At 74.3% G+C, this 25398-nt stretch carries 28 protein-coding genes; 15 read left to right on the forward strand and 13 right to left on the reverse strand.

Going from position 1 to position 25398, the window contains the following annotated elements; all coding sequences use genetic code 11:
* Positions 1 to 179 precede the first annotated feature (179 nt).
* Positions 180 to 1265, reverse strand: coding sequence for a 3-deoxy-7-phosphoheptulonate synthase (locus tag FXF52_RS13285; protein ID WP_148796964.1), 1086 nt, complete (start codon positions 1263 to 1265; stop codon positions 180 to 182).
* Between the two features lie 428 nt (positions 1266 to 1693).
* On the opposite strand from FXF52_RS13285, the gene FXF52_RS13290 reads away from it, so the two are divergent.
* A complete protein-coding gene (locus tag FXF52_RS13290) occupies positions 1694 to 1906 on the forward strand; it encodes a hypothetical protein (protein WP_148796967.1) in 213 nt (70 codons plus the stop codon).
* On the opposite strand, the gene FXF52_RS13295 is transcribed toward FXF52_RS13290, so the two are convergent.
* Positions 1873 to 2595, reverse strand: a complete 723-nt coding sequence (locus FXF52_RS13295) for a phosphodiesterase (protein WP_148796970.1) — start codon at positions 2593 to 2595, stop codon at positions 1873 to 1875. The two genes, FXF52_RS13290 and FXF52_RS13295, sit on opposite strands and share 34 nt — an antisense overlap.
* Positions 2596 to 2675: 80 nt before the next feature.
* Between FXF52_RS13295 and FXF52_RS13300 the strand changes: the two genes are divergently transcribed.
* The 5 genes from FXF52_RS13300 to FXF52_RS13320 all read left to right on the forward strand — a co-directional run bounded on the left by FXF52_RS13300 (position 2676) and on the right by FXF52_RS13320 (position 7643).
* On the forward strand, positions 2676 to 3974 hold the full coding sequence (locus tag FXF52_RS13300; RefSeq protein ID WP_148796973.1) for a pitrilysin family protein: 1299 nt from the start codon (positions 2676 to 2678) through the stop codon (positions 3972 to 3974).
* Positions 3971 to 5317: a pitrilysin family protein gene (locus tag FXF52_RS13305; RefSeq protein WP_148796976.1), complete on the forward strand. Its 1347-nt coding sequence runs from the start codon at positions 3971 to 3973 to the stop codon at positions 5315 to 5317. The genes FXF52_RS13300 and FXF52_RS13305 overlap by 4 nt, the downstream gene beginning before the upstream one ends.
* Before the next feature lie 283 nt (positions 5318 to 5600).
* The gene (locus FXF52_RS13310) at positions 5601 to 6626 is read left to right on the forward strand and encodes an aspartate-semialdehyde dehydrogenase (protein WP_148796979.1); all 1026 of its coding nucleotides are present in this window, start codon (positions 5601 to 5603) and stop codon (positions 6624 to 6626) included.
* A 94-nt stretch (positions 6627 to 6720) separates the two neighbouring features.
* Positions 6721 to 7161: a PPOX class F420-dependent oxidoreductase gene (locus FXF52_RS13315; RefSeq protein ID WP_148796982.1), complete on the forward strand. Its 441-nt coding sequence runs from the start codon at positions 6721 to 6723 to the stop codon at positions 7159 to 7161.
* A gap of 65 nt (positions 7162 to 7226) precedes the next feature.
* Positions 7227 to 7643: a CBS domain-containing protein gene (locus FXF52_RS13320; RefSeq protein ID WP_073836006.1), complete on the forward strand. Its 417-nt coding sequence runs from the start codon at positions 7227 to 7229 to the stop codon at positions 7641 to 7643.
* 122 nt (positions 7644 to 7765) lie between these two features.
* Here the strand turns inward: FXF52_RS13320 and FXF52_RS13325 are convergent, their stop codons facing one another.
* On the reverse strand, positions 7766 to 8878 hold the full coding sequence (locus FXF52_RS13325) for a DNA glycosylase AlkZ-like family protein (protein WP_148796984.1): 1113 nt from the start codon (positions 8876 to 8878) through the stop codon (positions 7766 to 7768).
* A gap of 151 nt (positions 8879 to 9029) precedes the next feature.
* Between FXF52_RS13325 and FXF52_RS13330 the strand changes: the two genes are divergently transcribed.
* Together FXF52_RS13330 and FXF52_RS13335 are read left to right on the forward strand one after the other, a co-directional pair.
* Positions 9030 to 9401: an SCP2 sterol-binding domain-containing protein gene (locus tag FXF52_RS13330; RefSeq protein WP_148796985.1), complete on the forward strand. Its 372-nt coding sequence runs from the start codon at positions 9030 to 9032 to the stop codon at positions 9399 to 9401.
* Entirely contained in the window at positions 9401 to 11464 is a 2064-nt protein-coding gene (locus FXF52_RS13335) for a glycogen debranching N-terminal domain-containing protein (protein ID WP_148796988.1), read from the forward strand. Before FXF52_RS13330 ends, FXF52_RS13335 begins: the two co-directional genes overlap by 1 nt.
* A gap of 51 nt (positions 11465 to 11515) precedes the next feature.
* Here the strand turns inward: FXF52_RS13335 and FXF52_RS13340 are convergent, their stop codons facing one another.
* Positions 11516 to 11908, reverse strand: coding sequence for a VOC family protein (locus FXF52_RS13340; protein WP_148796989.1), 393 nt, complete (start codon positions 11906 to 11908; stop codon positions 11516 to 11518).
* 9 nt (positions 11909 to 11917) lie between these two features.
* Positions 11918 to 12574, reverse strand: a complete 657-nt coding sequence (locus FXF52_RS13345; RefSeq protein ID WP_148796992.1) for an alpha/beta hydrolase — start codon at positions 12572 to 12574, stop codon at positions 11918 to 11920.
* 116 nt (positions 12575 to 12690) lie between these two features.
* Here FXF52_RS13345 and FXF52_RS13350 point away from each other — a divergent pair, with 116 nt between their 5' ends.
* The 3 genes from FXF52_RS13350 (at position 12691) to FXF52_RS13360 (ending at position 15337) form a co-directional block, all read left to right on the forward strand.
* On the forward strand, positions 12691 to 13440 hold the full coding sequence (locus FXF52_RS13350; RefSeq protein WP_148796993.1) for a 1-acyl-sn-glycerol-3-phosphate acyltransferase: 750 nt from the start codon (positions 12691 to 12693) through the stop codon (positions 13438 to 13440).
* 243 nt (positions 13441 to 13683) lie between these two features.
* Positions 13684 to 14340: an isochorismatase family protein gene (locus FXF52_RS13355; protein ID WP_148796996.1), complete on the forward strand. Its 657-nt coding sequence runs from the start codon at positions 13684 to 13686 to the stop codon at positions 14338 to 14340.
* Between the two features lie 4 nt (positions 14341 to 14344).
* The gene (locus FXF52_RS13360; protein WP_319993785.1) at positions 14345 to 15337 is read left to right on the forward strand and encodes a DJ-1/PfpI family protein; all 993 of its coding nucleotides are present in this window, start codon (positions 14345 to 14347) and stop codon (positions 15335 to 15337) included.
* 7 nt (positions 15338 to 15344) lie between these two features.
* On the opposite strand, the gene FXF52_RS13365 is transcribed toward FXF52_RS13360, so the two are convergent.
* The 5 genes from FXF52_RS13365 to FXF52_RS13385 form a co-directional block, all read right to left on the reverse strand.
* Positions 15345 to 16082 (reverse strand): hypothetical protein, encoded by a 738-nt coding sequence (locus FXF52_RS13365; protein WP_148797202.1) that lies wholly within the window; start codon positions 16080 to 16082, stop codon positions 15345 to 15347.
* Between the two features lie 73 nt (positions 16083 to 16155).
* On the reverse strand, positions 16156 to 16872 hold the full coding sequence (locus FXF52_RS13370; protein WP_148797000.1) for a response regulator transcription factor: 717 nt from the start codon (positions 16870 to 16872) through the stop codon (positions 16156 to 16158).
* Positions 16842 to 17999 carry a hypothetical protein gene (locus tag FXF52_RS13375; RefSeq protein WP_255471912.1) on the reverse strand — a complete coding sequence of 386 codons (1158 nt, stop codon included), beginning with the start codon at positions 17997 to 17999 and terminating at the stop codon, positions 16842 to 16844. Before FXF52_RS13375 ends, FXF52_RS13370 begins: the two co-directional genes overlap by 31 nt.
* Positions 18000 to 18045: 46 nt before the next feature.
* A complete protein-coding gene (locus FXF52_RS13380) occupies positions 18046 to 19224 on the reverse strand; it encodes a sensor histidine kinase (RefSeq protein WP_148797002.1) in 1179 nt (392 codons plus the stop codon).
* 226 nt (positions 19225 to 19450) lie between these two features.
* Positions 19451 to 20251 (reverse strand): class I SAM-dependent methyltransferase, encoded by an 801-nt coding sequence (locus FXF52_RS13385; RefSeq protein WP_148797004.1) that lies wholly within the window; start codon positions 20249 to 20251, stop codon positions 19451 to 19453.
* 89 nt (positions 20252 to 20340) lie between these two features.
* Here FXF52_RS13385 and FXF52_RS13390 point away from each other — a divergent pair, with 89 nt between their 5' ends.
* Positions 20341 to 20790: a hypothetical protein gene (locus tag FXF52_RS13390; protein ID WP_148797007.1), complete on the forward strand. Its 450-nt coding sequence runs from the start codon at positions 20341 to 20343 to the stop codon at positions 20788 to 20790.
* A 41-nt stretch (positions 20791 to 20831) separates the two neighbouring features.
* On the opposite strand, the gene FXF52_RS13395 is transcribed toward FXF52_RS13390, so the two are convergent.
* Entirely contained in the window at positions 20832 to 21230 is a 399-nt protein-coding gene (locus FXF52_RS13395; protein ID WP_148797010.1) for an SgcJ/EcaC family oxidoreductase, read from the reverse strand.
* Between the two features lie 131 nt (positions 21231 to 21361).
* On the opposite strand from FXF52_RS13395, the gene FXF52_RS13400 reads away from it, so the two are divergent.
* Entirely contained in the window at positions 21362 to 22336 is a 975-nt protein-coding gene (locus FXF52_RS13400; RefSeq protein ID WP_148797013.1) for a sigma-70 family RNA polymerase sigma factor, read from the forward strand.
* A 360-nt stretch (positions 22337 to 22696) separates the two neighbouring features.
* Here FXF52_RS13400 and FXF52_RS13405 read toward each other — a convergent pair whose 3' ends face one another.
* Positions 22697 to 23551: an alpha/beta fold hydrolase gene (locus FXF52_RS13405; RefSeq protein ID WP_148797016.1), complete on the reverse strand. Its 855-nt coding sequence runs from the start codon at positions 23549 to 23551 to the stop codon at positions 22697 to 22699.
* A gap of 155 nt (positions 23552 to 23706) precedes the next feature.
* Between FXF52_RS13405 and FXF52_RS13410 the strand changes: the two genes are divergently transcribed.
* Together FXF52_RS13410 and FXF52_RS13420 are read left to right on the forward strand one after the other, a co-directional pair.
* Positions 23707 to 23934, forward strand: a complete 228-nt coding sequence (locus tag FXF52_RS13410; RefSeq protein ID WP_222870507.1) for a hypothetical protein — start codon at positions 23707 to 23709, stop codon at positions 23932 to 23934.
* Positions 23935 to 24122: 188 nt separating this feature from the next.
* On the forward strand, positions 24123 to 24659 hold the full coding sequence (locus tag FXF52_RS13420; RefSeq protein WP_148797019.1) for an alpha/beta hydrolase: 537 nt from the start codon (positions 24123 to 24125) through the stop codon (positions 24657 to 24659).
* Positions 24660 to 24716: 57 nt separating this feature from the next.
* On the opposite strand, the gene FXF52_RS13425 is transcribed toward FXF52_RS13420, so the two are convergent.
* Positions 24717 to 25166 carry a GNAT family N-acetyltransferase gene (locus tag FXF52_RS13425; protein ID WP_148797022.1) on the reverse strand — a complete coding sequence of 150 codons (450 nt, stop codon included), beginning with the start codon at positions 25164 to 25166 and terminating at the stop codon, positions 24717 to 24719.
* Positions 25167 to 25398 lie beyond the last annotated feature (232 nt).

Consider the following 25398-nt stretch of genomic DNA (forward strand, 5'->3'; position numbering starts at 1 on the left):
CGGAATACCGTCCGGCTGGAGCCGCGTCGTGCCACTTCGCCGAGAGGCGACCTGCACACCGACACCCAGTGCCGCCCCGGCCCTCCCGGCCGGGGCGGCGCTGTTTCATCCGCTTGATCATGAAGTTGTTGCCCTGCGGCGCGGGGTGTGTCGCGGCAACAACTTCATGATCAACGGGGTTAGGCGGGGGTGGGGAGGGTGGCGCGGCGGGTGCGGACGGCCTGGGCCAGGTCGGTGAGGACGTCGGCGGTGGTGTCCCAACCGATGCAGGCGTCGGTGACGGACTTGCCGTACTCCAGCTCCCGCGTGGGGTCGAGGTCCTGGCGGCCGGGCTGGAGGAAGCTCTCCAGCATGATGCCGACGATGCCGCGCTGCCCGGCGGCCAGCTGGGCGGCCACGTCGGCGGCGACCAGCGGCTGGCGGCGGTGGTCCTTGCCGCTGTTGGCGTGGCTCGCGTCGATCACCACGCGCTCGGGCAGGTCGGCGGTACGGAGCAGGTCGAGCGCTCCGGCCACCGACTCCGCGTCGTAGTTGGGCCGCCCGCCCCCGCCGCGCAGCACCAGGTGACCGTCGGCGTTGCCTCGGGTGTGCATGATCGCCGGGGTGCCGGAGACGTCGATGCCGGGGAAGACGTGCGGTACGGCGGCCGCCCGGATCGCGTCCACCGCCGTGGAGATGCTGCCGTCGGGGCGGTTCTTCATGCCGATCGGCATGGACAGGCCGGAGGCGAGCTGCCGGTGCACCTGGCTCTCCACGGTCCGGGCGCCGATCGCCCCCCAGGCCACGGTGTCGGCGATGTACTGCGGGGTGATCGGGTCGAGGAACTCGCAGCCCACCGGCAGCCCCAGCCGCAGCACGTCGAGCAGGAGCGCCCGGGCCGTACGCAGGCCGGTGTTGACGTCGCCCGAGCCGTCCAGCCCCGGGTCGTTGATCAGGCCCTTCCAGCCCACCGTCGAGCGGGGCTTCTCGAAGTAGACCCGCATCACCACCAGCAGGTCGTCGGCGAGCCGGTCGGCGGCCTCGCGCAGCCGGCCCGCGTAGTCGAGGGCGGCGGCGGGGTCGTGCACCGAGCACGGGCCGACCACGACCAGGAGCCGGTCGTCGGCACGGTCCAGCACCCGACCGACGGCGCGGCGGCCGGCCACCACGGCGTCCGCGAGCGCCGCATCCAGGGGCAGGTGGTGGTGCAGCAGGGCCGGGGTGGTCAGCGGTACGACACGGTCGATCCGCTGGTCGATGACCCGATGGGCGTCCGGGGTCGTCACGGTGGGGTTCCTTCCGCCGACCGTGCCCCGGGGCCGGCGCCCGAGGTCGAGCCGGCTGCTCGTACGCGAAAGGGCAGGGAATCATCCCTGCCCGGCCGGCTCGAAGAGGAGTGACGTCAGATCATGGTCGAGTCACCGGCTCCTCCAGCCGGCTGCCTAAACCATCGATACGACCGCGTCACGCCAGCCAGCGTACCCGACGCGACGGGCTGGGCTCACTCCATCGTCCGCGCGCCCGGACCCCCCGCTCAACTTCCGTGATGCGCTCACCGGCCCGCCCACGCCGGATCTGGGCGGCGAGCCGTCCGGCTGTCCCGTATCGCGGGAGGGAAACCAGCTCGAAAAAGTTCCGGCGTGTTCCGGATGATGGGAAGCGGGGGTCGGGCGGAGGTTGTTCCGGCTCGCCCCGCACGGGGTATGGGGACGGCATGAGTCAGGAGCAGAGCGACCAGGAGCGGATCGAGTCCCGGGCCCACCTGCTGCCCGAGGAGGCGGCGGTGGGCAGCGAGGACCCCGAGGCCCAGGCCGACGCGATCCTCGCCGAATCGGACACCCGGGAGGACCGGAACGTCGCCCCGGACACCATGCTTGAGCGGCGCACGTCGGATCAGACCGTGGGCCCGATCGAGCCCCCGGACTGAGCGGACGCGCCCCGGGCCCGGCGGGACCTGCGGTAGGTGGTCGCGCGCAGCCAGGCGAGCAGTCCCTCCGCCCGCAGGCCCGCCGGCACGTTGCCGATCGGATCGAAGGCCAGCGCGGCGTCCTCGCGCGCGCCGCGCTGGCCGTCCAGGCAGACCTGCCCGAACGGCCGCCACGGCCCGACCGCCGAGGCCACCGCCAGCACCAGCCGCGGCGGGTCGGCGCCGACCGCCGCGGCGACCTCGGCGAGGCTGCGGCCCAGCTCCGGCCCGTCCGGGTCGGCCAGCGCCGCCAGCAGGAGCCGGCGCCTGCCCGCGCGGAAGGGCATGATCGAGCTGTACGTCCCGGTGAAGCGCCGCCGGGGCAGCGGCAGGTGACGCAGCACGGGCGGGGCGGCGCTGGAACTCACCAGCAGATCCACCGGCGGCTCCGCCTCCCGGTGCAGCCGCACGCCCAGCCCCAGCACGTCCGGCCAGCTGCCCGGCGTGGCGACCCCCTTCGACAGGCGGACCGTGGCCGGCCACCGTCCGGGCCGGTCGAACAGCGGGACTCCGGTCGGCGGGCCGGGCGTACCCCAGATCATCACCTCGGCGGAGAAGGTGCGGCCGGCCGGATGCAGCAGCCGGGCGTGCCGCCGGCGGGCCAGCGCGGCGGCCGCGCGTTCGACGGCGGTGGACGTGGGGTCGGGCATGTCCGGTGGGTACCCCGCCGCGCGGCGGCGATGCCCCCGCCCGTCCCCTTTCCGCCCGTGAGATCGGATAGCGTCGTGCCATGCCCGACAGCGGTTACCCCTGGCCGATCGAGACGACCCGACTGGACAACGGCCTGCGCGTGGTGGTGAGCGAGGATCGCACCGCCCCCGCGGTCGCCGTAAACCTCTGGTACGACGTGGGTTCCCGGCACGAGCCGGAGGGACAGACGGGCTTCGCCCACCTCTTCGAGCACCTGATGTTCGAGGGCTCGGTGAACGTGGCGAAGACCGAGCACATGAAGCTCATCCAGGGGTCCGGTGGCTCGCTGAACGCCACCACCAACCCCGACCGGACCAACTACTTCGAGACGGTCCCGGCCGAGCACCTGGAGTTGGCGCTCTGGCTGGAGGCCGATCGGATGGGCGGCCTGGTGCCGGCGCTGACCCAGGAGACGCTGGACAACCAGCGCGAGGTGGTCAAGAACGAGCGCCGCCAGCGGTACGAGAACGTCCCGTACGGCGACGCGTGGCTGCGCCTGCTGCCGCTGCTCTATCCGCCGGGGCACCCGTACCACCACGCCACGATCGGGTCGATGGCCGACCTGAACGCTGCCGGCCTGCCCACCTTCCAGGCGTTCCACCAGACCTACTACGCGCCGAACAACGCGGTGCTCACCGTGGTCGGCGACACCACGGCGGCCGAGGTGTTCGCGCTGGCCGACAAGTACTTCGGCAGCATCCCGCCGCGCGCCGACATCCCCGCCGCGCCGGACGGCCGGACGGTGCCGACGGCCGGGCGGCCGGCCGGGGAGACGGTCACCGCCGACGTTCCCGCGCCCCGGGTGTACGTGGCGCACCGCAGCGAGCCGTTCGGCACCCCCGGCTACGACGTCGCCACGGTGCTCGCCACCGTCCTCGGCAGCGGCCGGGGCAGCCGGCTCTACCAGCGCCTCGCGGACGGGGAGCGGATCGCCCAGCCGGACCTGATCGGGGCGTACGGGGTGGACCTGGCCCACGCTCCCGCCCCGCTGATCGCCACCGCCACCGCCCGGGACGGGGTGACCGCCGAGCGGCTGCGCGACGGGCTGGCCGAGGTGGTCGACGAGTTGGCCACGGTGTCGGTGACCGCCGCCGAGCTGGACCGGGCCAAGGCCCTGCTGAGCACCACGTGGTGGCGGCAAATGTCCACGGTGGAGGGCCGGGCGGACACGCTGGGCCGGTACGCCACCCAGTTCGGCGACCCGGCCAAGGCCGGCGAGCGGCTGCCGGCCTGGCTCGCCGTCACCGCCGAGCAGATCGCCGAACAGGCCGCCGAGCTGCTCCGTCCCGAACACGACCGGGTGACCCTGATCTACGTGCCGGAGGAGAAGGCCGCATGACGCTGATCACTGAACGTCCCGGCCCCGGCGCCGCCCGCCCGTACCGGTTCCCGCAGGTGGTCCGCCGGGCCGTCGCCGGCGGGCAGGTCGTCGCGGCGCACCTGCCCGGGCAGAACCTCGCGGTCGCGCTGCTGCTCCTCGACGCCGGCGCCGGCCGGGAGCCGGTCGGCAAGGAAGGGCTGGGGGCGGTGCTCGCCAAGGCCCTGGAGGAGGGCACCGCGCAGCGGGACGCCACCGCGTACGCGCTGGCCATCGAGGCGCTCGGCACCGAGCTGGTGACCGGGCTGGACTGGGACTCCTTCCAGGTCAGCGTGCAGGTGCCGGTGGACCGGCTGGGCGCGGCGGTGGAGCTGCTCGCCGAGGCCGTCCGGACGCCGAAGCTCGACCCGGCCGACGTGCTGCGGGTCCGCGACGACGAGGCGACCGCGCTGCGGATGGACTGGGCCAACCCCGGCCCCCGGGCGGACGCGGTGCTGCGCGGCGACATCTTCGGCACGGACAACCGCTGGGGCCGCCCGATGTACGGGGACCCGGACAGCGTGGCCGCGCTGGACGTGGACGACGTCACGGTCTTCCACTCCGAGTGGTTCATCCGCCCCGGCACCCTGATCGTCGTCGGGGACCTGGACCGGGTCGACCTGGACGCGCTGGGCGCGACGGCGTTCGCGGGCGCCGGGGGTGGGCCGGTGGAGAAGGGCGGCCCGATCGAGGTGCCGCGGCACGACCGGCGCCGGATCATCCTGGTCGACCGTCCCGGCTCGGTGCAGTCCACGCTCCGCCTGGGGCACCCGTCCCCGCACCGCGCCCACCCCGACCACGTACCGACCACGCTCGCCGGCACGGTGCTGGGCGGGGCGTTCACCTCCCGGCTGAACCACCTGCTCCGCGAGGTGCACGGCTACACGTACGGCATCCGCGGCGACTTCGCCTCGTCCCGCCGGTTCGGCCGGTTCGCGATCAGCTCCGGGGTGCAGACCGCGGTGACCGCCCCGGCCCTGGTCGAGGCGGTCGGCGAGGTGTCGCGTACCCGGGCGGAGGGAGTGACCGAGGACGAGCTGGCGGTGGCCCGCTTCTGGCGGGCCGGCCAGCTCTCGGTCGAGCTGCAGACCCCGCGGGCCATCGCCTCGGCGCTGGCCACGCTGGTGGTGCACGACCTGCCGGACGACTACCACGCCCGGCTGCGCGAGGCGCTGCTCGCCGCCGACGTCGACCAGGTCTCCGCGGCGGCCGCGGCGCACCTGCACCCGGAGTCGCTCACCCTGGTCGTGGAGGGCGACGCGGCGGTCATCCGGGACGAGCTGGTCGCCACCGGGCTCGGCGAGGTCGTCGACCACACACCCTGATCCGCCCACGCCCCGCCTCGGCCGGGTCCTGGTGCCTTCGCACCAGGACCCGCTGGCGGGGTGTGATTCCGGTCGCGTCCGGCCGCCGCCGGCGCCCGGGGCGGGACGCGGATGCTCCGGCGGGACCGGCCGACGGCGGGCGATCTTCCGGGGCGAGCGGTCCCGGAGCGCTGTCGTTGCAGGTGGACCGGCCCGCCGGCAGGCCGGCGGGGTCACCGGCCGGCGGCCCGCCCGATGGGAAAGCCTTCCCGGTCCGGCCGCACGGCTGGGTAGCCTCGCGGGCATGAGGATCGGCATTGTGGGGGCCACCGGCCAGGTCGGTGGCGTGATGCGGCAGGTGCTGGCGGAGCGCGAGTTCCCGGCGGAGCAGGTGCGGCTGTTCGCCTCGGCGCGGTCGGCCGGGCGCACCCTGCCCTGGCGGGACGGCGAGGTCACCGTCGAGGACGCGGCCACCGCGGACTACCGCGGGCTGGACATCGTGCTCTTCTCGGCGGGCAAGGGCACCGCCCGGGAGCTGGCCCCCCGGGTCGCCGAGGCCGGCGCGGTCGTCATCGACAACTCCTCGGCGTTCCGGATGGATCCCGAGGTGCCGCTGGTGGTCGCCGAGGTCAACCCCCACGCCATCGCCGAGCGGCCCAAGGGCATCGTGGCCAACCCGAACTGCACCACCATGGCCGCCATGCCGGTGCTGCGCCCGCTGCACCAGGAGGCCGAGCTGGTCAGCCTGGTCGTCGCGACCTACCAGGCGGTCTCCGGTGCCGGCCTGGCCGGCGTGGCGGAGCTGGACGAGCAGGTCCGCAAGGTGTCCGAGCACGCCGCCGGGCTCACCTTCGACGGCACGGCCGTCGAGTTCCCGGCGCCGCGCTCGTTCGCCCGTCCCATCGCCTTCAACGTGCTCCCGCTGGCCGGTTCGATCGTCGACGACGGCTCCTTCGAGACCGACGAGGAGCAGAAGCTGCGCAACGAGAGCCGCAAGATCCTGGAGATTCCCGGGCTGAAGGTCTCCGGCACCTGCGTCCGGGTGCCGATCTTCACCGGGCACTCGCTCCAGATCAACGCCCGCTTCGCCCGGCCGATCACCCCGGCCCGCGCCCGTGAGCTGCTCGACGGCGCGCCCGGGGTGGCCCTGTCGGACGTGCCGACCCCGCTGGAGGCGGCCGGCCAGGACCCGACGTACGTCGGGCGGATCCGGGGCGACGAGACCGTCGAGCACGGGTTGGCCCTCTTCTGCGCCAACGACAACCTGCGCAAGGGCGCGGCGCTCAACGCGGTGCAGCTCGCCGAGCTGGTCGCCGCCGAGCGGCGCTGAGCCGACCCGGCGTGCCCGGCCGGTGCGTCGGGCACGCCGGCCGGGAATGCGGTGAGATGGAGGCCGACCCCGACCAGCCGACCCGGGAGGCCCCATGGCGGATGCGCAGACCCAGCAGGCCCTGACCGATCTCCTCGCGAGCCGCCGGATCGGGGTGCTCGCCACCATCAAGCGGGACGGCCGACCCCAGCTGTCCAACGTGGTCCACGCCTTCGACCGGGGGCAGGGCGTGATCCGGATCTCGGTCACCGACGACCGGGCGAAGACCGCCAACCTGCGCCGGGACCCCCGGGCCAGCTTCCAGGTCAGCAGCGCGGACGGCTGGGCGTACGCGGTGGCGGAGGCGCGGGCCGAGCTGACCCCGGTGGCCGAGCGACCGGACGACCCGACCGTCGAGGAACTGGTCGGGCTGTACCGGGCGGTGCAGGGCGAACACCCGGACTGGGACGACTTCCGGCGGGCCATGGTCGACGAGCGCCGGCTCGTGCTGCGGCTGCACGTCGAGCGGGTCTACGGCGCGCCCCCGCGCCCCTGAACCCGCGCGTTACCCCGACCGGGGCGGCGGGTAGACCGCGGTGCCGACACCGAGAGGGGAGCACCATGACAACGGTCGGAGAGTTCATGACGACCCGGTTGGTGACGATGGACGGCGACGACACCCTGACCGCCGCGGCGCAGGAGATGCGCGACAGCGCCATCGGCGACGTGGTGGTGACCGATGGTGACCGTGTGGTCGGCATCGTCACCGACCGGGACATCACGGTCCGGGGCGTCGCCGAGAACATGGACCCCGCCACGACCAGGCTCAACCAGATCACCAGCAAGGACGTGGTGACGGTGAGCCAGTACGACGACGCGGTGGCGGCCGCTGACCTGATGCGGACGTACGCCGTCCGGCGGCTGCCGGTGGTCGACGACGGCCGGCTGATCGGGCTGGTGTCGATGGGTGACCTCGCCGTCGAGCGGGAGCCCCAGTCGGTGCTCGCCGACATCAGCGCCGACGAGCCGAACAACTGACCCGTCCGCCGCGGTGACGCCGGCCCCCGGTCCGCCGGGGGGCCGGCGTTCGCTGCCCCGCTTCGCGCGGTCAAGACTCCCTGGGCGCGGTCGTGATTCGCGGCGGCGTCGTGGGGGCGCGGTCAGGCCGGCTCGACGGTCACCCGCACCTCGGCCGCCGCTCGGGCCGCCCGGACGGTCTCCGCCTCCGTCTCGATCTCCCGGCCCACCCGCTTCGGCAGCGGCCCGAAGGGCGTGACGCTCAGGTCGAGCCGCCCCCGTCCGGCCTGCCGAACGCGCCAGGTGCCGGCCACCTCGCCGTCCACCAGCAGCGCGCCGGGGTTGCCGAGCATCCGCCAGAGCTGCTGCTGGTGGGCCTTGTCGGGGACCAGCAGCGCGCGGTCGCGGGCCTGCAGGTACGGGTCGCCGGTCGGCAGCAGCCGGACCAGGCGGGCCGGCTCGGCGGCCCGCAGCGCGTCGAGGCGGTCCGCCGGCAGCCAGGCCGACCGGCCGCCGACCCGGACCTCAGCGAGCGCGTCCCTCGGCCACACGCGGCGCAGTTCGGTGGCGGAGGCGCCCAGGAAGCCGGCCGCGTCGCCGACCGTGGCCGGTCCGAGCAGCCGGAGGTAGGCCAGGACCAGCGCGTCCGTGCCGGCCGCCGCGGCGGGCGCCGGCGGCCGCTCCGCCAGCGGGGCCAGCCGGGCGGCCCGGCCGGACACCACCAGGCGTACGCCGCCGGCCAGCGCGGCCTGCTGGAACAGCGCCCCGGAGACGTGCCGGGCGTGGCACCCGGCACAGTCGTAGCTCAACTCGGCGGGGATCCGGTCGGTGACCGCCCGGCTGACCTCGCCCTTGTCGGTCTCGGCGGTCACCACCGCCCGGAACGCCTCGGCGACCGCGGTGAACCCGGCCAGGCCGAGTTGCGCGCCGGCACGGATCTGCGCGGGGAGCCGCCGGGCCGCGTCGGCGTCGCTCAGCGGCCAGGTCGCGGCGGCGAGCGCCGGCAGGTCGGCTCGCCGGTGCAGGTGCGGGGCGCCCCGGCACGACCAGACCAGCTCGAGCCGGTCGTCGTCCAGCGCCACCCCGGCCGGCACGCGGGCCGCCGACGCCAGCCGCGCCGATCCGTACGGGGTGTCCTGCGCGCCCAGGTCGAGCACGTCCAGGCCGGCCGGCCCGGCACCCGGACGGTCGAGCTGCTGGGCCGCCACCCGGTAGGCGAGGACCTGCTCCCGGCCGATCTCCGGCGCCGCCGCCATGTTCCCTCCTCGTCCGCCGCCCGCAGGCTACCGCCCGGGTCCGACGTCGCCGAGGCGGCGACTCACCCGAACCGGGCGAGATTGACCTCGTACCCGATGGGCACCCCTTCTCGGACGTCGAACGCCGCGGATCGCGGGAGGAGTGGACCCGATGGTGGACGCGACCACGAGGTTCTTCGAGGACCTGGACCGGCGGGGGTACGAGCCCCTGTTGGCGAAGACCAGCGGCACCCTGCGCTTCGACCTGCACGAGGGGGCGCACACGACACACTGGCTGCTGCACATCGACCGGGGCAAGCTCCGGGTCCGGCAGGAGGACCAGGAGGCGGACACGGTCGTCGGGACCGGGCCGAGACTCTTCGGCGAGCTGGTCAGCGGCCAGGAGAACGCCATCGCGGCGCTGCTGCGCGGCGACATGACCGTCCTGGGCGACCTGCGGCTGGTGTTGCAGATCGAACGGATCTTCCCCGGTCCGCCGGATGCCCGCGGGCCGCACCACGCGTTCCAGAGGAGGGCTGCCTGATGGCGGGCACCGACACCGTCCGGATCCTGGACGGCAACACGTTCGTGGTGTCCGAGGACACCGGCGACATCGAGGCGACGCCGAGCGAGCCGACCGGGCTCTTCGCCATCGACACGAGGTTCCTCTCCAAGTGGGTGCTGACCGTCAACGGTGAGCGGCTCAACGCGCTGTCGTACGACGATCTCCAGTACTACGAGGCACGGTTCTTCCTGGTGCCCGGCATGGCCACCCACTACATCGACGCGAAGTTGTCGATCATCCGGGAGCGGGCGGTGGGCGGCAGCTTCCGGGAGACGTTGACCATCCTCAACCACGACGAGAAACCGGTCGACCTGGAGATCCGGATGGACGCCGCCTCCGACTTCGCCGACCTGTTCCAGGTCAAGGACGAGATCCTGAACAAGAAGGGCGAGATCTACGCCGAGGCCGAGTCGGACCGGTTGCGGCTGGGCTACCGGCGGGGCAACTTCAAGCGGGAGACGGTGATCCAGGCCTCCCAGCGGGCCCGGTACGACCGGAACGGTTTCGCCTTCAGCGTCCACCTCGAACCGAACGAGCAGTGGGAAACGGGCATCGACGTGCAGACCTTCGCGGTCGGCCCGGGCGGTCGGGACCTGCGGATGGGGCTGCGGACGCACGGCGTCGAGCGGCTGGCCCTCGAGCAGGACCTGCAGCAGTGGATCGACAAGGCGCCGAAGGTGAACAGCGAGCATCGCGAGGTCTGCTCGACGTACCGGCGCAGCCTGATCGACCTGGCGGCGCTGCGCTTCTCGCCGTTGTCGCTCGGCGGGCAGACGCTGCCGGCCGCCGGCCTGCCGTGGTTCATGACCATGTTCGGCCGGGACAGCATCCTGACCTGCCTCCAGGTGCTGCCGTTCGCGCCGGACCTGTCCAAGACCACGCTGCGGATCCTCGGGGCGTTGCAGGGCACCCGGTTCGACGACTTCCGGGACGAGGACCCGGGCCGGATCCTGCACGAGATGCGCTACGGCGAGACGGCCGCCTTCGAGGAGCAGCCGCACTCGCCCTACTACGGCTCGGTGGACGCGACCCCGCTGTTCGTGGTGCTGCTCGACGAGTACGAGAAGTGGACCGGCGACGTGGCGCTGGTCAAGGAGTTGGAAGCGGAGTGCCGGGCGGCGCTGAAGTGGGTGGACAGCTACGCCGACCTGGTGGGCAACGGCTACATCTGGTACGAGCGGCGCAACACCGACACCGGCCTGGAGAACCAGTGCTGGAAGGACTCGTGGGACTCGATCTCGTACCGCGACGGCACGCTGCCGCCGTTCCCCCGGGCCACCTGCGAGGTGCAGGGGTACGCGTACGACGCGAAGATGCGGGCCGCCCGGCTGGCCCGGGAGTTCTGGGACGACCCGGCGTTCGGTGACCAGTTGGAGCGGGAGGCGGCGGAGCTCAGGGAGCGGTTCAACCGGGACTGGTGGGTGACGGACGGCGAGTACTACGCCCTCGGGATGGACCCGGACGGCCGGCAGTGCGCCGTGCTCAGCTCCAACATCGGCCACCTGCTGTGGAGCGGCATCGTCGAGCCGGACCGGGCACGGAAGCTCGCCGACCACCTGCTCGGGCCGCGGCTCTTCTCCGGCTGGGGGGTGCGCACCCTGGCCGAGGGCGAGGTCCGCTACAACCCGATCGGTTACCACAACGGCACGATCTGGCCGTTCGACAACTCCTTCATCGCCTGGGGTCTGCGCCGGTACGGCTTCGCCGACGAGGCCGCCGTCATCGCCAACGGCATTCTCGACGCGGCGCGGTACTTCGACGGCCGGCTGCCGGAGGCGTTCGGCGGCTATCCGCGGGACCTGACCAAGTTCCCCGTGGAGTATCCGACGGCGTGCAGCCCGCAGGCCTGGTCGACCGGGACCCCGCTCCTGCTGATCCGGACGATGCTGGGGTTGGAGCCGCACGAGGGGCACCTGGCGGTCGACCCCCGGCTGCCGGTCGGCATGGGACGGATCGAGGTGCTGGACATTCCGGGCCGGTGGGGGCGGGTGGACGCCTTCGCCCGGGGCCGGGTGGACCTGCACAAACTGGCCGCTCAGTGAGGTGATCGTCCGGGGCGCCGTCGACGCGGGGTCGGCGGCGCCGCCGCGTGCTCAGTGGCCGGGCACCAGCGGGTCGGCGTGCGCCTCGGTGCGGGGCAGCAGGCAGAACTCGTTCCCCTCCGGGTCGGCCAGCACGGTCCACCGGGGCACCTCGCGGACCACCGTCGCCCCCGCGTCCAGCACCGCGGCCCGCTCCTCCGCGTCACCGACCAGGTCGAGGTGGATCCGGCCGCGGGCCGGCAGGTCGTCGGCGGGGCTGATCCAGATGTCCGGCCGGCGCCCGGACGGGTCGCGCAGCAGCACCGCCTCGGTCGGCGCGAGCGACCGCTCGGCGAGCCGCACCCGGTCCTCCTCGACCACGGGCAGCCCGGTGACCGCGCTCCAGAACGGGGCGAGCAGGTAGGGGTCGCGGCAGTGGATGACGATCGCGGCTAGGTCGGGCATGCCCTGACGCTAGTCGGGTCGGGCGGGCGGCAGGACGGTGTCCAGGAACGCGGCGGTCACCGCGTGGATGTCGGGACGGGCCAGGTCGAGGGCGTGCCCGCCGTGGGTGACCCAGGTGTGCACCGGGTGACCGGCGGCGAGCAGTTGCCCGGTCAGCGCCACCGACTGCGCGGCCGGCACCGACGCGTCCTCGCGCCCCTGCACCAGCAGCACCGGTACGCCGGACCCGAGATGGGACGCGACCGTGGCGTCGACGGTGGCCGGGTCGCCCGCGGCGGGCGGATGCCCGAGCAGGTCCGCCCACGGGTCGTCGTGCCGGCGCAACCGCCGCCACTGCGGGTCCAGCGGGTCGACCGGCGCCCAGTACGCGAGCCCGGCCGTGACGTCGCCGGGCCGGTCCACCCCGCGCAGGGCGAGGTGCAGGGCCAGCGTCCCGCCGGCCGAGTCGCCCCCGACCAGCAACGGCAGCCCGTCCGCCGCGGCCCGGGCGGCCCGGGCGGCGGCGCGTACGTCGTCGAGCTGGGCCGGCCAGTGCGCCTCGGACACGAACCGGTAGGTCGCCGCGACCACCCGGAGCCCGAGCGGCGCCAGCGCGGCGCCGTCCTCGTGGTAGCGGGCGCGCCAGCCGCCACCGTGGATCCAGAGCAGCACCCCGCGTTCGGTCATCCCGCCATGGTGGCCCCTCCCGAGGCCGACCCGCGACCCGGCTCTGCTCAGGGCAGAGCCGGGGCGGCACGACGCGTCCCTACGGTTGCGTAACCTACTCACGGTAAAGTTGGCGAATGCCGGAACTCGTGTACCCGCCCGTGATCGCCGCCGCCAGAACGATGTTCCGGGTCCTCGACCTGCGCCTGCAGGTGACCGGCAGCCACCACGTGCCGCGCACCGGCGGCGCCGTGCTGGCCAGCAACCACGTCAGCTACCTGGACTTCATCTTCTGCGGGTACGGCGCGTACGAGTCCCGCCGCCTGGTCCGGTTCATGGCCAAGGAGTCGGTCTTCACGCACAAGGTCTCCGGTCCGCTGATGCGGGGCATGAAGCACATCCCGGTGAACCGGGCGGCCGGCGCCGGGTCGTACCAGACCGCCGTGTCCGCGCTGCGGCGCGGCGAGGTGGTCGGCGTCTTCCCGGAGGCGACCATCAGCCGCTCCTTCACGGTCAAGGAGCTCAAGAGCGGGGCGGCCCGGATGGCCCAGCAGGCTGGCGTGCCGCTGCTGCCGGTCGCCCTCTGGGGCACTCAGCGGCTGTGGACCAAGGGTCGCCCGCGCACCCTTACCCGCCGGCACACCCCGATCACCATCCTGGTGGGGGAGCCGATGGACCCGGCCGGCTACCCGGACGCCACCACGATGACCGCCGAGCTGAGGAACCGGCTCAGCGCGCTGGTCGACCGGGCCCAGCGGGAGTACCCGGAGCAGCCGGCCGGCCCGGACGACGCCTGGTGGCAGCCCGCCCACCTCGGCGGCACCGCCCCCACCCCGGAGCGGGCCGCCGAGCTGGACCGGCCGGGCCGTCGCACCGCAACCTCCTGACCTGGCGGGCGGCCGCCGCCCGCGCCGGCCGCCCGCTGGTCGCCGCGGGCTCGGCCGGGACATGTTCCTCGGGTGACTACGAACTTGATGACGTGGATGGATCGCCGACCGGGCCGGCCCGCGCGGACCGAGCGGCGCCGGCCCGGCTCCGGCGAGCCGCGGTACGTCCGGTGGCCGGATCGTTCCGCATCCGGGCATGATGGTGCCTGCCGCCCGAGCACCCGCCCGGCCAGGATCGAAGCCATGAGCAGAGCAGCACTCGTCGTCATCGACGTCCAGGAGTCCTTCCGGCAGCGCCCGATCTGGGCGTACGCCTCGCAGCCGGACATCGTCGACCAGGTCAACCGGCTGGTCGACGCCGCCCGCCGCCGGGGCGACCTGGTGGTCTGGGTCCTGCACGCCGAGCCGGGCAGCGGCGGCCTCTTCGACCCGGCCAACGGGCACGTCCGGCTGATCGACGGCCTGGCCGCGGTCGCCGGCGAGCCGACCCTGGTCAAGACGTCGCACAACGCCTTCACCACCACCAACCTTCAGCAGGTCCTCACCCTGGCCGGCATCCGCGACCTCACGGTCTGCGGCATCCGCACCGAGCAGTGCGTGGAGACCACCACCCGCGTCGGCTGCGACCTCGGCTACGAGATGACCTTCGTGACCGACGCGACGGTCACCTTCCCCACCCCGCACCGGGACCTGCCGGCGGACGCCACCCTGGAGCAGATCCTCGCCGACCCCCGCACCCTGTCCACCGAGCAGATCGTCGCCCGCACCGAGTACGCCCTGGCGGGCCGGTTCGCCACCGTGCGGACAGTCGCCGAGGTCGTGCGGGGGCTCCAGCTCGGCGCGTCTGACGCCGCGCCGCGACCTGGAGCGGTCGCCGGCGCGGTCCCGGCCGGAGCCTGACCTCGTGGGCCAGGTCGTGCGACGACTCCAGCTCGGCGCGTCCGGCACCGCGCCGCGCCCTGTTGCCGTCGTCTTCCTGCTGGTGCCGCAGCTGCACCTGCTGGACCTCGCCGGCCCGGCCCAGGTCTTCTCCACCGCCGCCGACCAGGGGTACGGCTACCGCCTGCACTACGTCGCCGCCACCCCGGAGGTGCCGACCGTGCAGGGGGTGACCCTGCGGGCCGAGCGGGAATGGCCCGCGCTGGACCGCGACGACCTGGTGGTCGTACCCGGGTGGCGGCCGTCGGCGCACGGACCGGCGGGGCCGGTCGGCCCGGACGAGCTGCGGCGGCTGGCCGACCACCACGCGGCCGGCGGCACGGTGGCCAGCGTGTGCGCTGGCGCCTTCGCCCTCGGCCAGGCCGGCCTGCTCGACGGGCGGCGCTGCACTACCCACCACGAGGTGCAGGACGAGCTGGCCCGGCGGCACCCGGCGGCCCGGGTGGTCCGGGACGTGCTGTACGTGGTCGACGACCGGGTGGTCACCTCGGCCGGCATCGCCAGCGGCATCGACGTCGCGCTGCACCTGGTCGCCACCCGGCACGGCCCGGCGGCGGCCGCCCGGATCGCCCGCGCCCTCGTCGTGTACGCCCGCCGGAACGGCCACGAGCAGCAGGCCAGCGCGATGATGCGACACCGCTCGCACCTGTCCGACGCCGTGCACCGGGCGCAGGACCTGATCGACGCGCACTACGCCGAACCGTTGCCGCTGGCCGAGCTGGCCGCCGCCTGCGGGGTCGCCGAGCGCACGCTGAGCCGGCTGTTCCGGCAGGCCACCGGGCTGACCCCGCTCGCCTACCAGCAGCTGCTGCGGGTGGAACGGGCCGAGCACCTGATCGGGCACGGGACCACCGTGGAGGCCGCCGCCCGCGCGGTCGGCTTCACCGACGCCCGGATGCTGCGCCGGCTGCGCGCCCGGGTCCGCCCCGACCGACCCGCGCTGACCCTGGCCGGCTGAGCAGCGGTCAGCAGGCGGATCCGGGGCGGCCGTGGGACGCCGACCGGGGCCAGCCCGCCGCCTCCGTCGCCGCCGGACGGTAGTAGTCCTCCCGGGAGAGGAACTCCACCGGCAGCGAACCGGGCAGGGTCAGCGAGCCACGGGCCGGGCCGGGCGCGCCGCCCACCCGGGCCAGCAGGGTGTCCCGTTCCGGCGGGGAGAGGTCCACCAGCTCGGGGTGCACCAGGCGGAACGCGGCCACCGCGCGGCGTACCTGGCGGGCCAGCGCGACGAGCAGGGCGTCCGGCCCGGCCAGGGCGAGCGCCGGCTGCCGGATGGTGCGCAGCGCGTCACAGACCACCAGCAGCTCGACCTCGTCGTCCGGGCCGTCGACCAGCTCCAGGCGGGACGGCCACTGCCAGCGGATCTGACCACTGACCAGGCGGGACAGCCGGAGCGGACGTCGGTGCCGGGGGTCCGTCCGGCCGTCCCGCCCGGAGACCAGGGCCAGCTCGGAGCCGGTGCAGACGTACGCCAGCCGCCGGTCCGTCACGGTGACCGTCGCCGGCTCGGGCAATCGCCAGGCGGGCACATTCTCGGTGGGGCCGAGCAGGTGCCCGGCGATCCGCAGCCGGTGCTGCCCGAGCAGTTGCTCGCCCGGTTCAGGGACCAGCGCGTACCGCCGGTCGAGGGCGGGACGGGTGGCATCCGCATCCGCGTCGAAGCGGTGCGGTCCGATGAAGAAGGGTGCGGCGTCCTCCTGCACGGTCACGACCTCCCGGGGACGTTGGGCGGTACGTCGAGCCTGGCCGACGCGGCGGCGGCTGTCATGACACCCGTTAGGGGGTCGGCCGGTCGGTGGCTGCCTGTGACCGGTAGATGCCGATCTCCTCCGGCCGGACGAGCCCGTCCTCGATCGCCCGGGCGAGCAGCGCCGCCTTGGTGGCGGCCGGCCGGCCGGCCCGGGTGTACTTGATCCGCGCCCGGTCCACGTACTGCTTCACGGTGTGCTCGCTGATCCGCATCCGGCGGGCGACCGACGCCTTCGACATCGACTGGAACCACAGCAGCAGGGCCTCGCGCTCCTTGTCCGACAGGGTCGGCCGGTCCGGCCGGGGGTCGCCCACCATCGCCCCGGCCAGCGCCGGCGGCACGTACGGGCGGTTGCTCGCTGCGGCCAGCACGGTCGCCACGCAGTGCTCACGCCCCTCGTGCTTCGCGAGGAACGCCACCGCCCCCGCGTCGAGCGCGGCGAGCATGGTGTCCGGGTCGCTGTGTTCGGAGTAGACCACCACCCGCCGGCCGGCGGCGCTCAGCTCGGCGAGCTTGTCGAACATCATCCGCCCGTGCAGCCGCAGGTCGAGCAGCACCACCTCGGCCTCCGGGGCGGCCCGCAGCACCACGTCCGGGTCGTCCCCGGTGGCCAGTACGCGCAGCCGCGGCTCGCTGGCCAGCCAGGCGCGTACCCCGTCGATCACCACCGGGTGGTCGTCCACGATGGCCACACCGATGGGCCGCTCGTCGGTCACGTCCGCCGCCACCGGGTCTGCGTCCATCTGATCTCCCCGTCCCGCTCGTGCACATGTTCCACCCGCCCGTCCCCGTCCGCATCCCCGGCCGAGTCTGGTGGGCCGCTCCCGTCCGGCCCGTCATGATCGGGGGTGACCAGGCTGACCACCACCTCGTCCGGGCCAGCCACCACGGTCAGCCGGGCCCGGTCCCGGGCATCGGTCAGCGCCGCGGTGAGCGGGTCGGCCAGCCGCCGGCGTATCTCGACGGGCAGCTCCGGCGGGACGCCGACGGCGACCAGCTCGATCGGCAGGCCGTTGCGTTCCGCCAGGTCGGCGGCGGCGCGCAGCTCGTGCAGCAGCGGGTCGGGCACGTCGTCCGACTCGGCGATCAGCCGGCGCAGCCGGGCCGCGGCCAGCACGCAGCGGCGGCGTACCTCCGGGTCGGCCGGGTCGGCGTCGCCGGCGGCGAGGGCGGCCAGCACCTCCTCGGCGGTGCCGCTGACCAGGGACAGCCGCGCTCGCCGCTCCGCCTGGGCCCGTTCCGCCGCCACCCGTTCCGCCTCGACCGCCAGCGTCGCCGCGGCCGTGCCGGCCCGGTCCCGGGCCAGTGCGGCGATCGCGGCGCCGCCGACGAAGACCGCGACGGGCAGCGACGACACGCCGTAGACGTACATCGCGTAGCGGGCGAGGTCGGCCGGCGCGGTCGCACCGGAGGCGAGCACCGCGGCGAGCGCGATGCTCGCGTGCGCGCCGAGCACCGCCAGCAGCCATCCGACCGGCCGTCGCCAGAGCACCAGCAGGAAGAACCAGACCAGCCCGCCCCACGCCCAGTTCGCCCCGGCGAACAGGTGCCCGCCCCCGACCGCCGCGAAGACCGCCGCGTCGACCACCAGCAGCACCGCCACCAGCCGCCGGGCCGGCGGCAGGCCACCGCGCAGCAGGCGTACGCCGGCCACCACGCCGACCGCCGCGGTCACCAGCCAGGCCGCGGCGACCACGGCCGAGGCGGCGGGCGAGGACCCGGCGCCGGGCAGCGCCGGCAGGTCGATCGCCAGGTGCCAGGCGAGCGCGATGGTGAGCGCGGCGATCCGGGCGGCCCGGTCGGAGGCGGTGGCCACCGCCGTCGCCGCCCCCACCGCGCCGGGAGCGGCCGGACCGCCCGGGGCCGGGATCGGCGCGAGGCGGTGGGTCGGCCCGGCCGGAGCGCGCGGGCCGAGGTCAGTGGTCACCGGTCCACTCCAGCCGGATCCGGGTGCCGGCGCCAGGGCCGGAGGTCACCTCGGCGCGCCCGCCGACCGTCGCCATGCGACCGTGGATCGACTCGCGCAGCCCGTACCGGTGGGCCGGGACCGTGGCCGGGTCGAAGCCCGGCCCGTCGTCGGTCACCTCGACCACGACGGTGTCGGCGTCCCGGGCCAGCCGCAGCGTGGCGGACGCACCCGGCGCGTGCCGGACCACGTTGGCCAACGCGGCGGCGGCGCCGTCGGCGAGGGCCTCGGCGACCTCCGGCGGCACCGGGCACGGTGCCAGTGCCGCGGACAGTGGCAGCTCGGGCAGCCGGGCGACGACCGCCCGCAGGCGGTCGTCCAGCGCCACCGCGCCGGTCGGTGGCGCCGACCGGGCGTCCGCCAGGGCGGCAAGGGTACGCAGGTCCGCCGCGCACCGCTCGCGCAGCGCGGCCGACGGACCGGGAACCGCGCCGAGCCCCACCATGGTCAGCGTGGCGAGGACGGTGTCGTGCAGGTCGCGGTTCTGCCGCCGCTCGGCCTCCCGCGCGGTACGCGCCACCACCGCCTCCCGGGTCAGCCGCTGGTAGTCGGCGAAGGCGGCGTCGGCGCGCCCGATCCGACGCCGCATCAGCGCGGTCATCCCCGCGGTGATGCCGGTCTGCACCAGCAGTGTCGTCGCGTGCGCCCGCGCCTCGACCGGGTTGCCCGCGGCGGTCGCACCGGCCGCGTAGCCGGCGGTGACCAGCAGGCCGGCCGGGATCGACCAGCGGGCCGGGGCGGTGGCCTGCGCGTTGATCACGGTGGTGCTGGCGAGCACCGCGATCCAGCTCACCTGGCCGGGCAGCACCTCCGGCGCGACCAGCCACGGGATCGCCAGCCCGGCCGCCGTGGTGAGCGCGACGTCACCGGCCACCAGGCCGACCGTGATCCCGTGCCGGAGCGCGCGGACGGCGTACCAGACCGACCAGGCGGTGAGCACGGCGACCGCTGGCACCAGCAGCGCCACCCGGACCGGCGGAGTGCGGACCGCCAGGGCCACCACCGCGGCGACGAGGCCACAGGTCAGCCGGAGCAGGGCTGGTGTAGTGGTGAAGACGAGGGCGAACGCGGCGGCGCCCGGCCGGTCGAACGGGCTCGGCGGCGAGGTCGTGGCGGCAACGACCGGCATGGGGGGAGGTGTCCTTCCGGCAGCGACCCGATCGGGTCCGCGCGGCCTAGATCGACGCCGGAGAATAACATGTCAAACGGCAACTGGTCACCCTCGGTACGCGGCGCGTCGCTTGGGCGCGTGCCCGGCGCGGTGCCGCCCGCGGGATCGGCGAGATGGCGGTGTGCCGGGTGGCCTTTCCCCGCCACCTCGCCGATCTGGCGGCCGGAGAACCGCGCCCGCCTGGTCAGGCGGGCGCGACCGCGAGCAGGTGCGCGCTGGCGCCGAGTATCGCCGGATCCTGCTCGAACGCCGCCGCGCAGGCCACCGCGTCCTGGAAGAGCCGGTCCTCCGGCCCGGTGTCCAGGGCGTTCAGCAGCGGCCAGAGTGGACCCTCCACCCCGTAGAGCCGGGGCGCCGGCAGCCCGGCCGCGCTGAACTCGTCCACCACCTCTTCGGGGCGGTGGAAGTAGGCGGTGGTGAAGCCGGTCTCCGGGTCGTTCACGCCGGTGGCGTACTCGCCGAGCAGGAGCGCGCGGGTGCGCTCGTCCACCCGTCCCTGCGCGGTCAGGTCGATCAGGGCCGCGTTGCGACTGATCACCGCCGCGACGATCGGCCCGCCGGGCCGGGTGAGCCGGGCCGCCTCGCGCAGCGCGGCCACCCGGTCGGCCCGCGCGGTCAGGTGGTAGAGCGGGCCGAGCAGCAGCGTCACGTCGACCGAGTCGTCGGGCAACGGCAGGTCTCGGGCATCGCCCACGCTCGCCGTGATCTCCGGGTAGGCCGTGCCGGCGGCGGCCACGTGCGCTGGCACCAGGTCGACCAGGTGCACCCGGTGACCGGCCGCCGCGAGCCAGCCCGCGTACGCGCCGGGGCCGCCGCCCACGTCGAGCACGGTGGCCGGGGGCGGAGGCAGCAGCCGGGTGAGTAGGTCCCGCGTCCGCGTCGCCTCCAGGCGTCCCTGCGGCGTACGGTCCAGCCGCTCCGCCTCGGCGAAGACCTCGGTGTAGTAGCGCTGGATGTCCGGCTCGGCCGGTCGATGGTGTGGCATCCGTCGATGGTGGCCGAGCTTCCTGGGCGGATCATCCCCTTTTTCGCCCGGGACCGTGCCGGTGGCCCGACCCTCCTACCCTCCCGGGCATGACGTACCAGCCAGCCATGCTGCCCCCGCCCCGGAAGTCGAATACGACCCGTACTGTGCTCATCGTCGTCGGCGTGGTGCTCGCGCTCTGCTGCCTGGGCGGCGGCGTCGGCGGCTTCTTCCTCTACAACGCGGTGCAGGAGGCCACCGGTCCGGCCCGGAGCACCGTGGACACCTTCGCCGGCGCGCTGGTTGCCCGCGACTACCCGACCGCCTACGCGCAGCTCTGCGGTCCGGTGCGCAACCGGGTCAGCCAGGAGGACTTCGTCCGCCAACAGTCCGCCCAGCCCGCGCTGACCGGCTACGAGATCGTGGGCCTCAACGTCATGAACAACAACGGGCGGGTGCGGGGATCGGCGAACGTCCGCTTCACCCCGCAGAGCGGCACCACCGTGACCCAGGCGTACACCCTGGTGAAGGAGGACGGCGCCTGGCGGGTCTGCGAGTGACGGTGGCACGGCCGCTCCGCACGGGTCGGCCGGGCCGGTGGTCAGGCAGGGCAGTTGTGGTACGCCGCGACCCGCCAGCCGTCAGCGCCCCTGGACAGCACCCAGGTGGCCCGGCGGCACCGCTCCGCCGGCAACGTCTCCTCGCCGGGGAGCAGGAAGCCACTGCGGCTCACCACCACCGCACTGTCGTCGCCGACGATCCGGACGCTCTCCGGCTCGTCGACCGAGGTCGAGCCCTTCAGCGGGCCGGCGAACGCCCCCGCCATGTAGCGGCGTACCTCCTCCCGGCCCTGGTGGAACACGCCGCCCGGGAGCACCACCGTGGCGTCCTCCGCGTACCGGTCGGCGAAGGCGTCGGCGTCATTGGCTGCCCAGGCGGCCACCAGGGCGCCCAGCACGTCGCGTACCGCCTCGGCCCGGGTGTCGATCGTGTCGGTCATGGTCGTCCTCCTCGTGGTTGTCACTCGGCCGGTACCCACTCGGTCGCCCGCCGCAATTCATCGCCCCGGCGGGGATGAATTCCGCCCGCCGGGCCGGTAGGTATGGGAGGGCCGGCGGGAGGGGTGCAGCGATGACGGTGACCAGCGAGGACTTCGACCGGCGAACCGGGCCGTACCGGCAGGAACTGCTGGCGCACTGCTACCGGATGCTCGGCTCGGTGCACGAGGCGGAGGACCTGGTGCAGGAGACGCTGCTGCGCGCCTGGCGGGCCTTCGACCGGTACGACGCGGAGCGCGCCTCGCTGCGTACCTGGCTGCACCGGATCGCCAGCAACGTCTGCCTGACCGCGCTCCGGCACCGGGCCCGCCGGCCGCTGCCGTCGGACTTCGTCGCGCCGAACCCGGACCCGGAGGCACCCATGGTGGTAGGGGAGGTGCCCTGGTTGCAGCCGCTGCCCGACGCGCTCCTGGACCCGGCCACCGTGGTCGCCGCCCGGGGCAGCCTGCGGCTCGCGCTGGTCGCCGCGCTGCAACTGCTGCCGCCCCGGCAGCGCGCCATCCTGATCCTGCGCGAGGTGCTCGACTGGTCGGCCGCCGAGGTCGCCGAGGCGTTGGACACCACGCCCGCCGCGGTCAACAGCGGGTTGCAACGGGCCCGCGCCCGGCTTGGCGCGGTGGCCGTACGCGAGGAGCAGATCGTCGAGCCGGCCGACCCCGAGCAGCGCGCGCTGGTCGACCGGTACGTGACCGCGTTCGAGCGGGCCGATGTCGCCGCGTTGGCCCGGCTGCTCGCCGACGACGCCGTGCTGGAGATGCCGCCGGTGCTCAACTGGTACGTCGGCCGGGAGCGCTACGCCCGGTTCATCGCCCGGATCCTCGCGCTCCGCGGCACCGACTGGCGGATGCTTCCCACCGCCGCGAACGGGCAGCCGGCGCTGGTCGCGTACGTGCGCGACGGGGACGCATACATCCCGCACACCGTCCAGGTGCTCACCGTCAGCGGTGGGCGGATCAGTCGGAACGTGGTCTTCCAGGATCCGACGGTGTTCGCCGCGTTCGGGCTGACCCCGCTGCCGGCCGTCACCCCGGCGACGCCGATCAGTTGACCGGGAGCGCCTTCGGCCGCCGCCTTCACCGACCGCTTCATGCTTGTGCCCGTCGGTGACGATGTGACATCCGGCCGGCAGCCGGCGCTGAGGGCACGGAATGATCGCAACAAGACTCACCTGATCGGTGGCGCCGGGCGGGCCACACCCCCCCTCCGTTCGTCCGGCGTCGACACCGCGGCCCACTCGGCCGACCCGTCCCCCCCCCTGGGTCGCCTACCGGTCGCGATCCGCGCCGGAGCCGGCGCGGCGAGGCGGCGGCCCGTCCCGAGGCCGCCGCCTCAACCAATCCCGGCCCCTCCCGCCGCCGGCCTTCCGAACCGGCGTCGATGTCACGCGCCAACCAAGTCGGCGTCGACGTCACGCGCCAACCGGGTCGGCGTTGGCGCGTTCGCGCAGCCAGTCCAGGGCCGACTCGGCGTGCCGGAGCACCGAGATGTGGCCGTCCTCCGGGTAGCGGCGCAACTCCGCACGGGGGCAGTGCCCCGCCAGCCACTCGCCGTGGGCTGCCGGCACGATCCCGTCCCGGCCACCGTGCAGCAGCAGGACCGGCGGAACCACCTCGCCCGGGCGGAAGCCCCACGGCGCGACGTACGCCAGCTCGTCGTCGATCAGCCCGCCCGGCCCGGCCTGTGTCGCCGGGCCGACCACACTGCCGAACCAGGACCAGACGCCGTGCAGCGCGGCCAGGTCGGCCGGGGTGAACTCCGGGTCGTACGCGGCGCCCGAGGTCTCGTACGACTCCTTCGCCGCCCGGCCCGCGGCGGCGGAGCGCAGCGACGCCACCCCGGACGGCACCATGCCGGCGAACCAGTCCAGCCCCGCCGCGCCGTACGGTGCCAGGCCGGCGCCGCTCACCACCGCGACCACCCGGTCGGGCAGGAGCGCGCCGCAGGCCAGGGCGTGCGGGCCGCCGCCGGAGTGGCCCATCACCGCGAACCGCGCGATGCCCAGCGCGTCGGCCACCGCGGCGACGTCGGCGGCGGCCGAGGCGACATCCCGGCCCGGGACCCGCGTCGAGCCGCCGTAGCCGGGACGGTCGTGGGAGACCCAGCGGAGACCGAGCCGGTCGGCGGCCGCGAAGAGGGGCGCGGGCGGAGCACCGATGTTCGGCGTGCCGTGGTGCCAGAAGACGGCGAGCCGGTCCGCCCCGCCGGTGTCGTACACGTGCAACGTGCGGCCGTCGCCCAGCCGGAGATCGGTCTCGGTCACCATGGCCGGAGAGTAGTGGCCGGGGGCGACAATCCAGCCCCCTCCGGCGTCGGTACCTCTCCGCCCGGAGGTCTTGAGATCGGCCGACCCGGTGCCTGGCTCGGCCGATCTCGGCGACGACCGGCGGGGTCGGCGGTGGGGTGCCGTACCGTGCTCACATGGCGGAACTGATGGCGATCCTGCTGGTGGTCGGTTGCCTGGCCGTCGTCCTGAGCCTCCTCGGGTGGCTGGCGTCCCGGGTCCGCCGGCTCGGTATCGGCGGCGACGTCATGGGGCCGTTCGACGAGATCTGGCACCCGGCCGCGCGCCGTTTCCGCGCGGAGATCCAGGTGTACGAGGAGCGCATGGTGCCGTTGCCGGCTGCCGGTGACCGGAAGCGCCCGTGATGCCCATGGCGCCGGGATCCTCAGTCGCCTAGCTGCTCCGACTCCGCGACAAAGACGCCTTGCCCCTGCTGTCCGTACACGAGGTTTCGCTCGTGCAGCTCCTTGACAGCGCGGTACGCGGTTGACCGAGCGATGTTGTAGATCTCGCCGATCTCGGAGACCGAGGGTGTCTAGGTAGGGTCGTCCGCATGGCTGACGCGGTCGTCATTCCCGGCGCCAGGTTCGGACCGGGTGCACCCCTGCTCATGTATGCCGGCGATGTGGCGGAGCAGCGGGGTGCAACCGTGCACCGACACTCATGGTCCCAGGAGTTTCCGAAGCTTGATCAGCCAGAAATCGAGGATTGGGCCAGCGGCGAGATCGCTCCGCTGATCGACACTGTTGGCGGTCGCCCACTGCTGATCGGCAAGTCCCTCGGCACGAACGCGGCAGCGATCGCCGCCGAAAGATCCCTGCCCGCCGTGTGGCTCACGCCCCTGCTCACCCTGCCGTGGGTGGCTGACGCGTTGGGCCGTGCGACCGCGCCGTTCCTCCTCGTGGGGGGCACGGCCGACACGGTGTGGGACGGTGACCTCGCCCGCCGACTGTCACCCCATGTGCTGGAGGTGGACGGCGCGGATCACGGTATGTACGTACCCGGCCCGCTCACCGAGTCGATCGCGGTGCTCAGCCGAGTCGTGGTCGCCGTGGAAGACTTCCTCGACGCGATCGGCTGGCCGAGCTAGGCGCCTGGCCTCGCCGGGCTCGCGCCTGGAAGCGGAGCCCCGACTAATGATCATTTGTCACACGGCCAGGGCCGGCTCGCGCACCATGAACACGTCCACCGGATCCTCGGTCTCGACGGTGAATCCGTGCCGCTCGTACAGCCGCCGGGCCGGACTGCCCTGCAGCACGTTGAGCCGGACCAGCATGCCGTCGCGGTCGCACTGCTCCAGCAGCCCGCGCAGTACGGCGGTACCGATGCCGCTGCCCTGCAGGTGTGGGGCCAGGTAGAAGTGCTCCAGCCAGTGGGCGTCCTCGGCCGGCCGCAGCGACACGCAGCCGGCGAACGCGCCGCCCACCTCGATCACCCACGTGTGCGCCGGCCGGAACCCGTCCCGCAGCCGTTGCCGGACCCGCTGCTCGTCATATCGCCCGAGCCGCTCCAGATCCGCCCGCAGCACCACGGCCCGCAACTCGGCCACCGCCTCGACGTCCGCTGCCGACGCCGGTCGAATCTCCCAGTCCGCCATGATCTACCAGGCTATCCAGCCAGGCTCCTCCCGCGATCGTTGATCCGGCGGCCGGGAGATGACGCACGCCCTGCCCCACGCTCGTTCCGCGCCGTCCCCATCGTCGACGACCCGGACGTCACAGCTTGTGAGACGTCCGATCAACCACCGCTTGCCCGTGAACACCTACGCCCATGTCCTGCCGGAGATTAAGCGGGTCGCCGTGGACGAGGCTGCGAAGCAGCTCTTGGCT

The sequence above is a fragment of the Micromonospora sp. MP36 genome, from assembly GCF_008119785.1.
Classification (GTDB): domain Bacteria; phylum Actinomycetota; class Actinomycetes; order Mycobacteriales; family Micromonosporaceae; genus Micromonospora.

What these genes read in the sequence shown, in the direction of transcription:
- FXF52_RS13320 (WP_073836006.1), top strand. Translation starts at nt 7,227, where the DNA reads ATGACAACGGTCGGAGAGTTCATGACGACCCGGTTGGTGACGATGGAC.
- FXF52_RS13335 (WP_148796988.1), top strand. Translation starts at nt 9,401, where the DNA reads ATGGCGGGCACCGACACCGTCCGGATCCTGGACGGCAACACGTTCGTG.
- FXF52_RS13295 (WP_148796970.1), bottom strand. Translation starts at nt 2,595, where the DNA reads ATGCCCGACCCCACGTCCACCGCCGTCGAACGCGCGGCCGCCGCGCTG.
- FXF52_RS13355 (WP_148796996.1), top strand. Translation starts at nt 13,684, where the DNA reads ATGAGCAGAGCAGCACTCGTCGTCATCGACGTCCAGGAGTCCTTCCGG.
- FXF52_RS13380 (WP_148797002.1), bottom strand. Translation starts at nt 19,224, where the DNA reads ATGCCGGTCGTTGCCGCCACGACCTCGCCGCCGAGCCCGTTCGACCGG.
- FXF52_RS13330 (WP_148796985.1), top strand. Translation starts at nt 9,030, where the DNA reads ATGGTGGACGCGACCACGAGGTTCTTCGAGGACCTGGACCGGCGGGGG.
- FXF52_RS13325 (WP_148796984.1), bottom strand. Translation starts at nt 8,878, where the DNA reads ATGGCGGCGGCGCCGGAGATCGGCCGGGAGCAGGTCCTCGCCTACCGG.
- FXF52_RS13385 (WP_148797004.1), bottom strand. Translation starts at nt 20,251, where the DNA reads ATGCCACACCATCGACCGGCCGAGCCGGACATCCAGCGCTACTACACC.
- FXF52_RS13395 (WP_148797010.1), bottom strand. Translation starts at nt 21,230, where the DNA reads ATGACCGACACGATCGACACCCGGGCCGAGGCGGTACGCGACGTGCTG.
- FXF52_RS13400 (WP_148797013.1), top strand. Translation starts at nt 21,362, where the DNA reads ATGACGGTGACCAGCGAGGACTTCGACCGGCGAACCGGGCCGTACCGG.
- FXF52_RS13405 (WP_148797016.1), bottom strand. Translation starts at nt 23,551, where the DNA reads ATGGTGACCGAGACCGATCTCCGGCTGGGCGACGGCCGCACGTTGCAC.
- FXF52_RS13345 (WP_148796992.1), bottom strand. Translation starts at nt 12,574, where the DNA reads ATGACCGAACGCGGGGTGCTGCTCTGGATCCACGGTGGCGGCTGGCGC.
- FXF52_RS13350 (WP_148796993.1), top strand. Translation starts at nt 12,691, where the DNA reads ATGCCGGAACTCGTGTACCCGCCCGTGATCGCCGCCGCCAGAACGATG.
- FXF52_RS13300 (WP_148796973.1), top strand. Translation starts at nt 2,676, where the DNA reads ATGCCCGACAGCGGTTACCCCTGGCCGATCGAGACGACCCGACTGGAC.
- FXF52_RS13310 (WP_148796979.1), top strand. Translation starts at nt 5,601, where the DNA reads ATGAGGATCGGCATTGTGGGGGCCACCGGCCAGGTCGGTGGCGTGATG.
- FXF52_RS13420 (WP_148797019.1), top strand. Translation starts at nt 24,123, where the DNA reads ATGGCTGACGCGGTCGTCATTCCCGGCGCCAGGTTCGGACCGGGTGCA.
- FXF52_RS13390 (WP_148797007.1), top strand. Translation starts at nt 20,341, where the DNA reads ATGACGTACCAGCCAGCCATGCTGCCCCCGCCCCGGAAGTCGAATACG.
- FXF52_RS13290 (WP_148796967.1), top strand. Translation starts at nt 1,694, where the DNA reads ATGAGTCAGGAGCAGAGCGACCAGGAGCGGATCGAGTCCCGGGCCCAC.
- FXF52_RS13410 (WP_222870507.1), top strand. Translation starts at nt 23,707, where the DNA reads ATGGCGGAACTGATGGCGATCCTGCTGGTGGTCGGTTGCCTGGCCGTC.
- FXF52_RS13370 (WP_148797000.1), bottom strand. Translation starts at nt 16,872, where the DNA reads ATGGACGCAGACCCGGTGGCGGCGGACGTGACCGACGAGCGGCCCATC.
- FXF52_RS13315 (WP_148796982.1), top strand. Translation starts at nt 6,721, where the DNA reads ATGGCGGATGCGCAGACCCAGCAGGCCCTGACCGATCTCCTCGCGAGC.
- FXF52_RS13305 (WP_148796976.1), top strand. Translation starts at nt 3,971, where the DNA reads ATGACGCTGATCACTGAACGTCCCGGCCCCGGCGCCGCCCGCCCGTAC.
- FXF52_RS13425 (WP_148797022.1), bottom strand. Translation starts at nt 25,166, where the DNA reads ATGGCGGACTGGGAGATTCGACCGGCGTCGGCAGCGGACGTCGAGGCG.
- FXF52_RS13340 (WP_148796989.1), bottom strand. Translation starts at nt 11,908, where the DNA reads ATGCCCGACCTAGCCGCGATCGTCATCCACTGCCGCGACCCCTACCTG.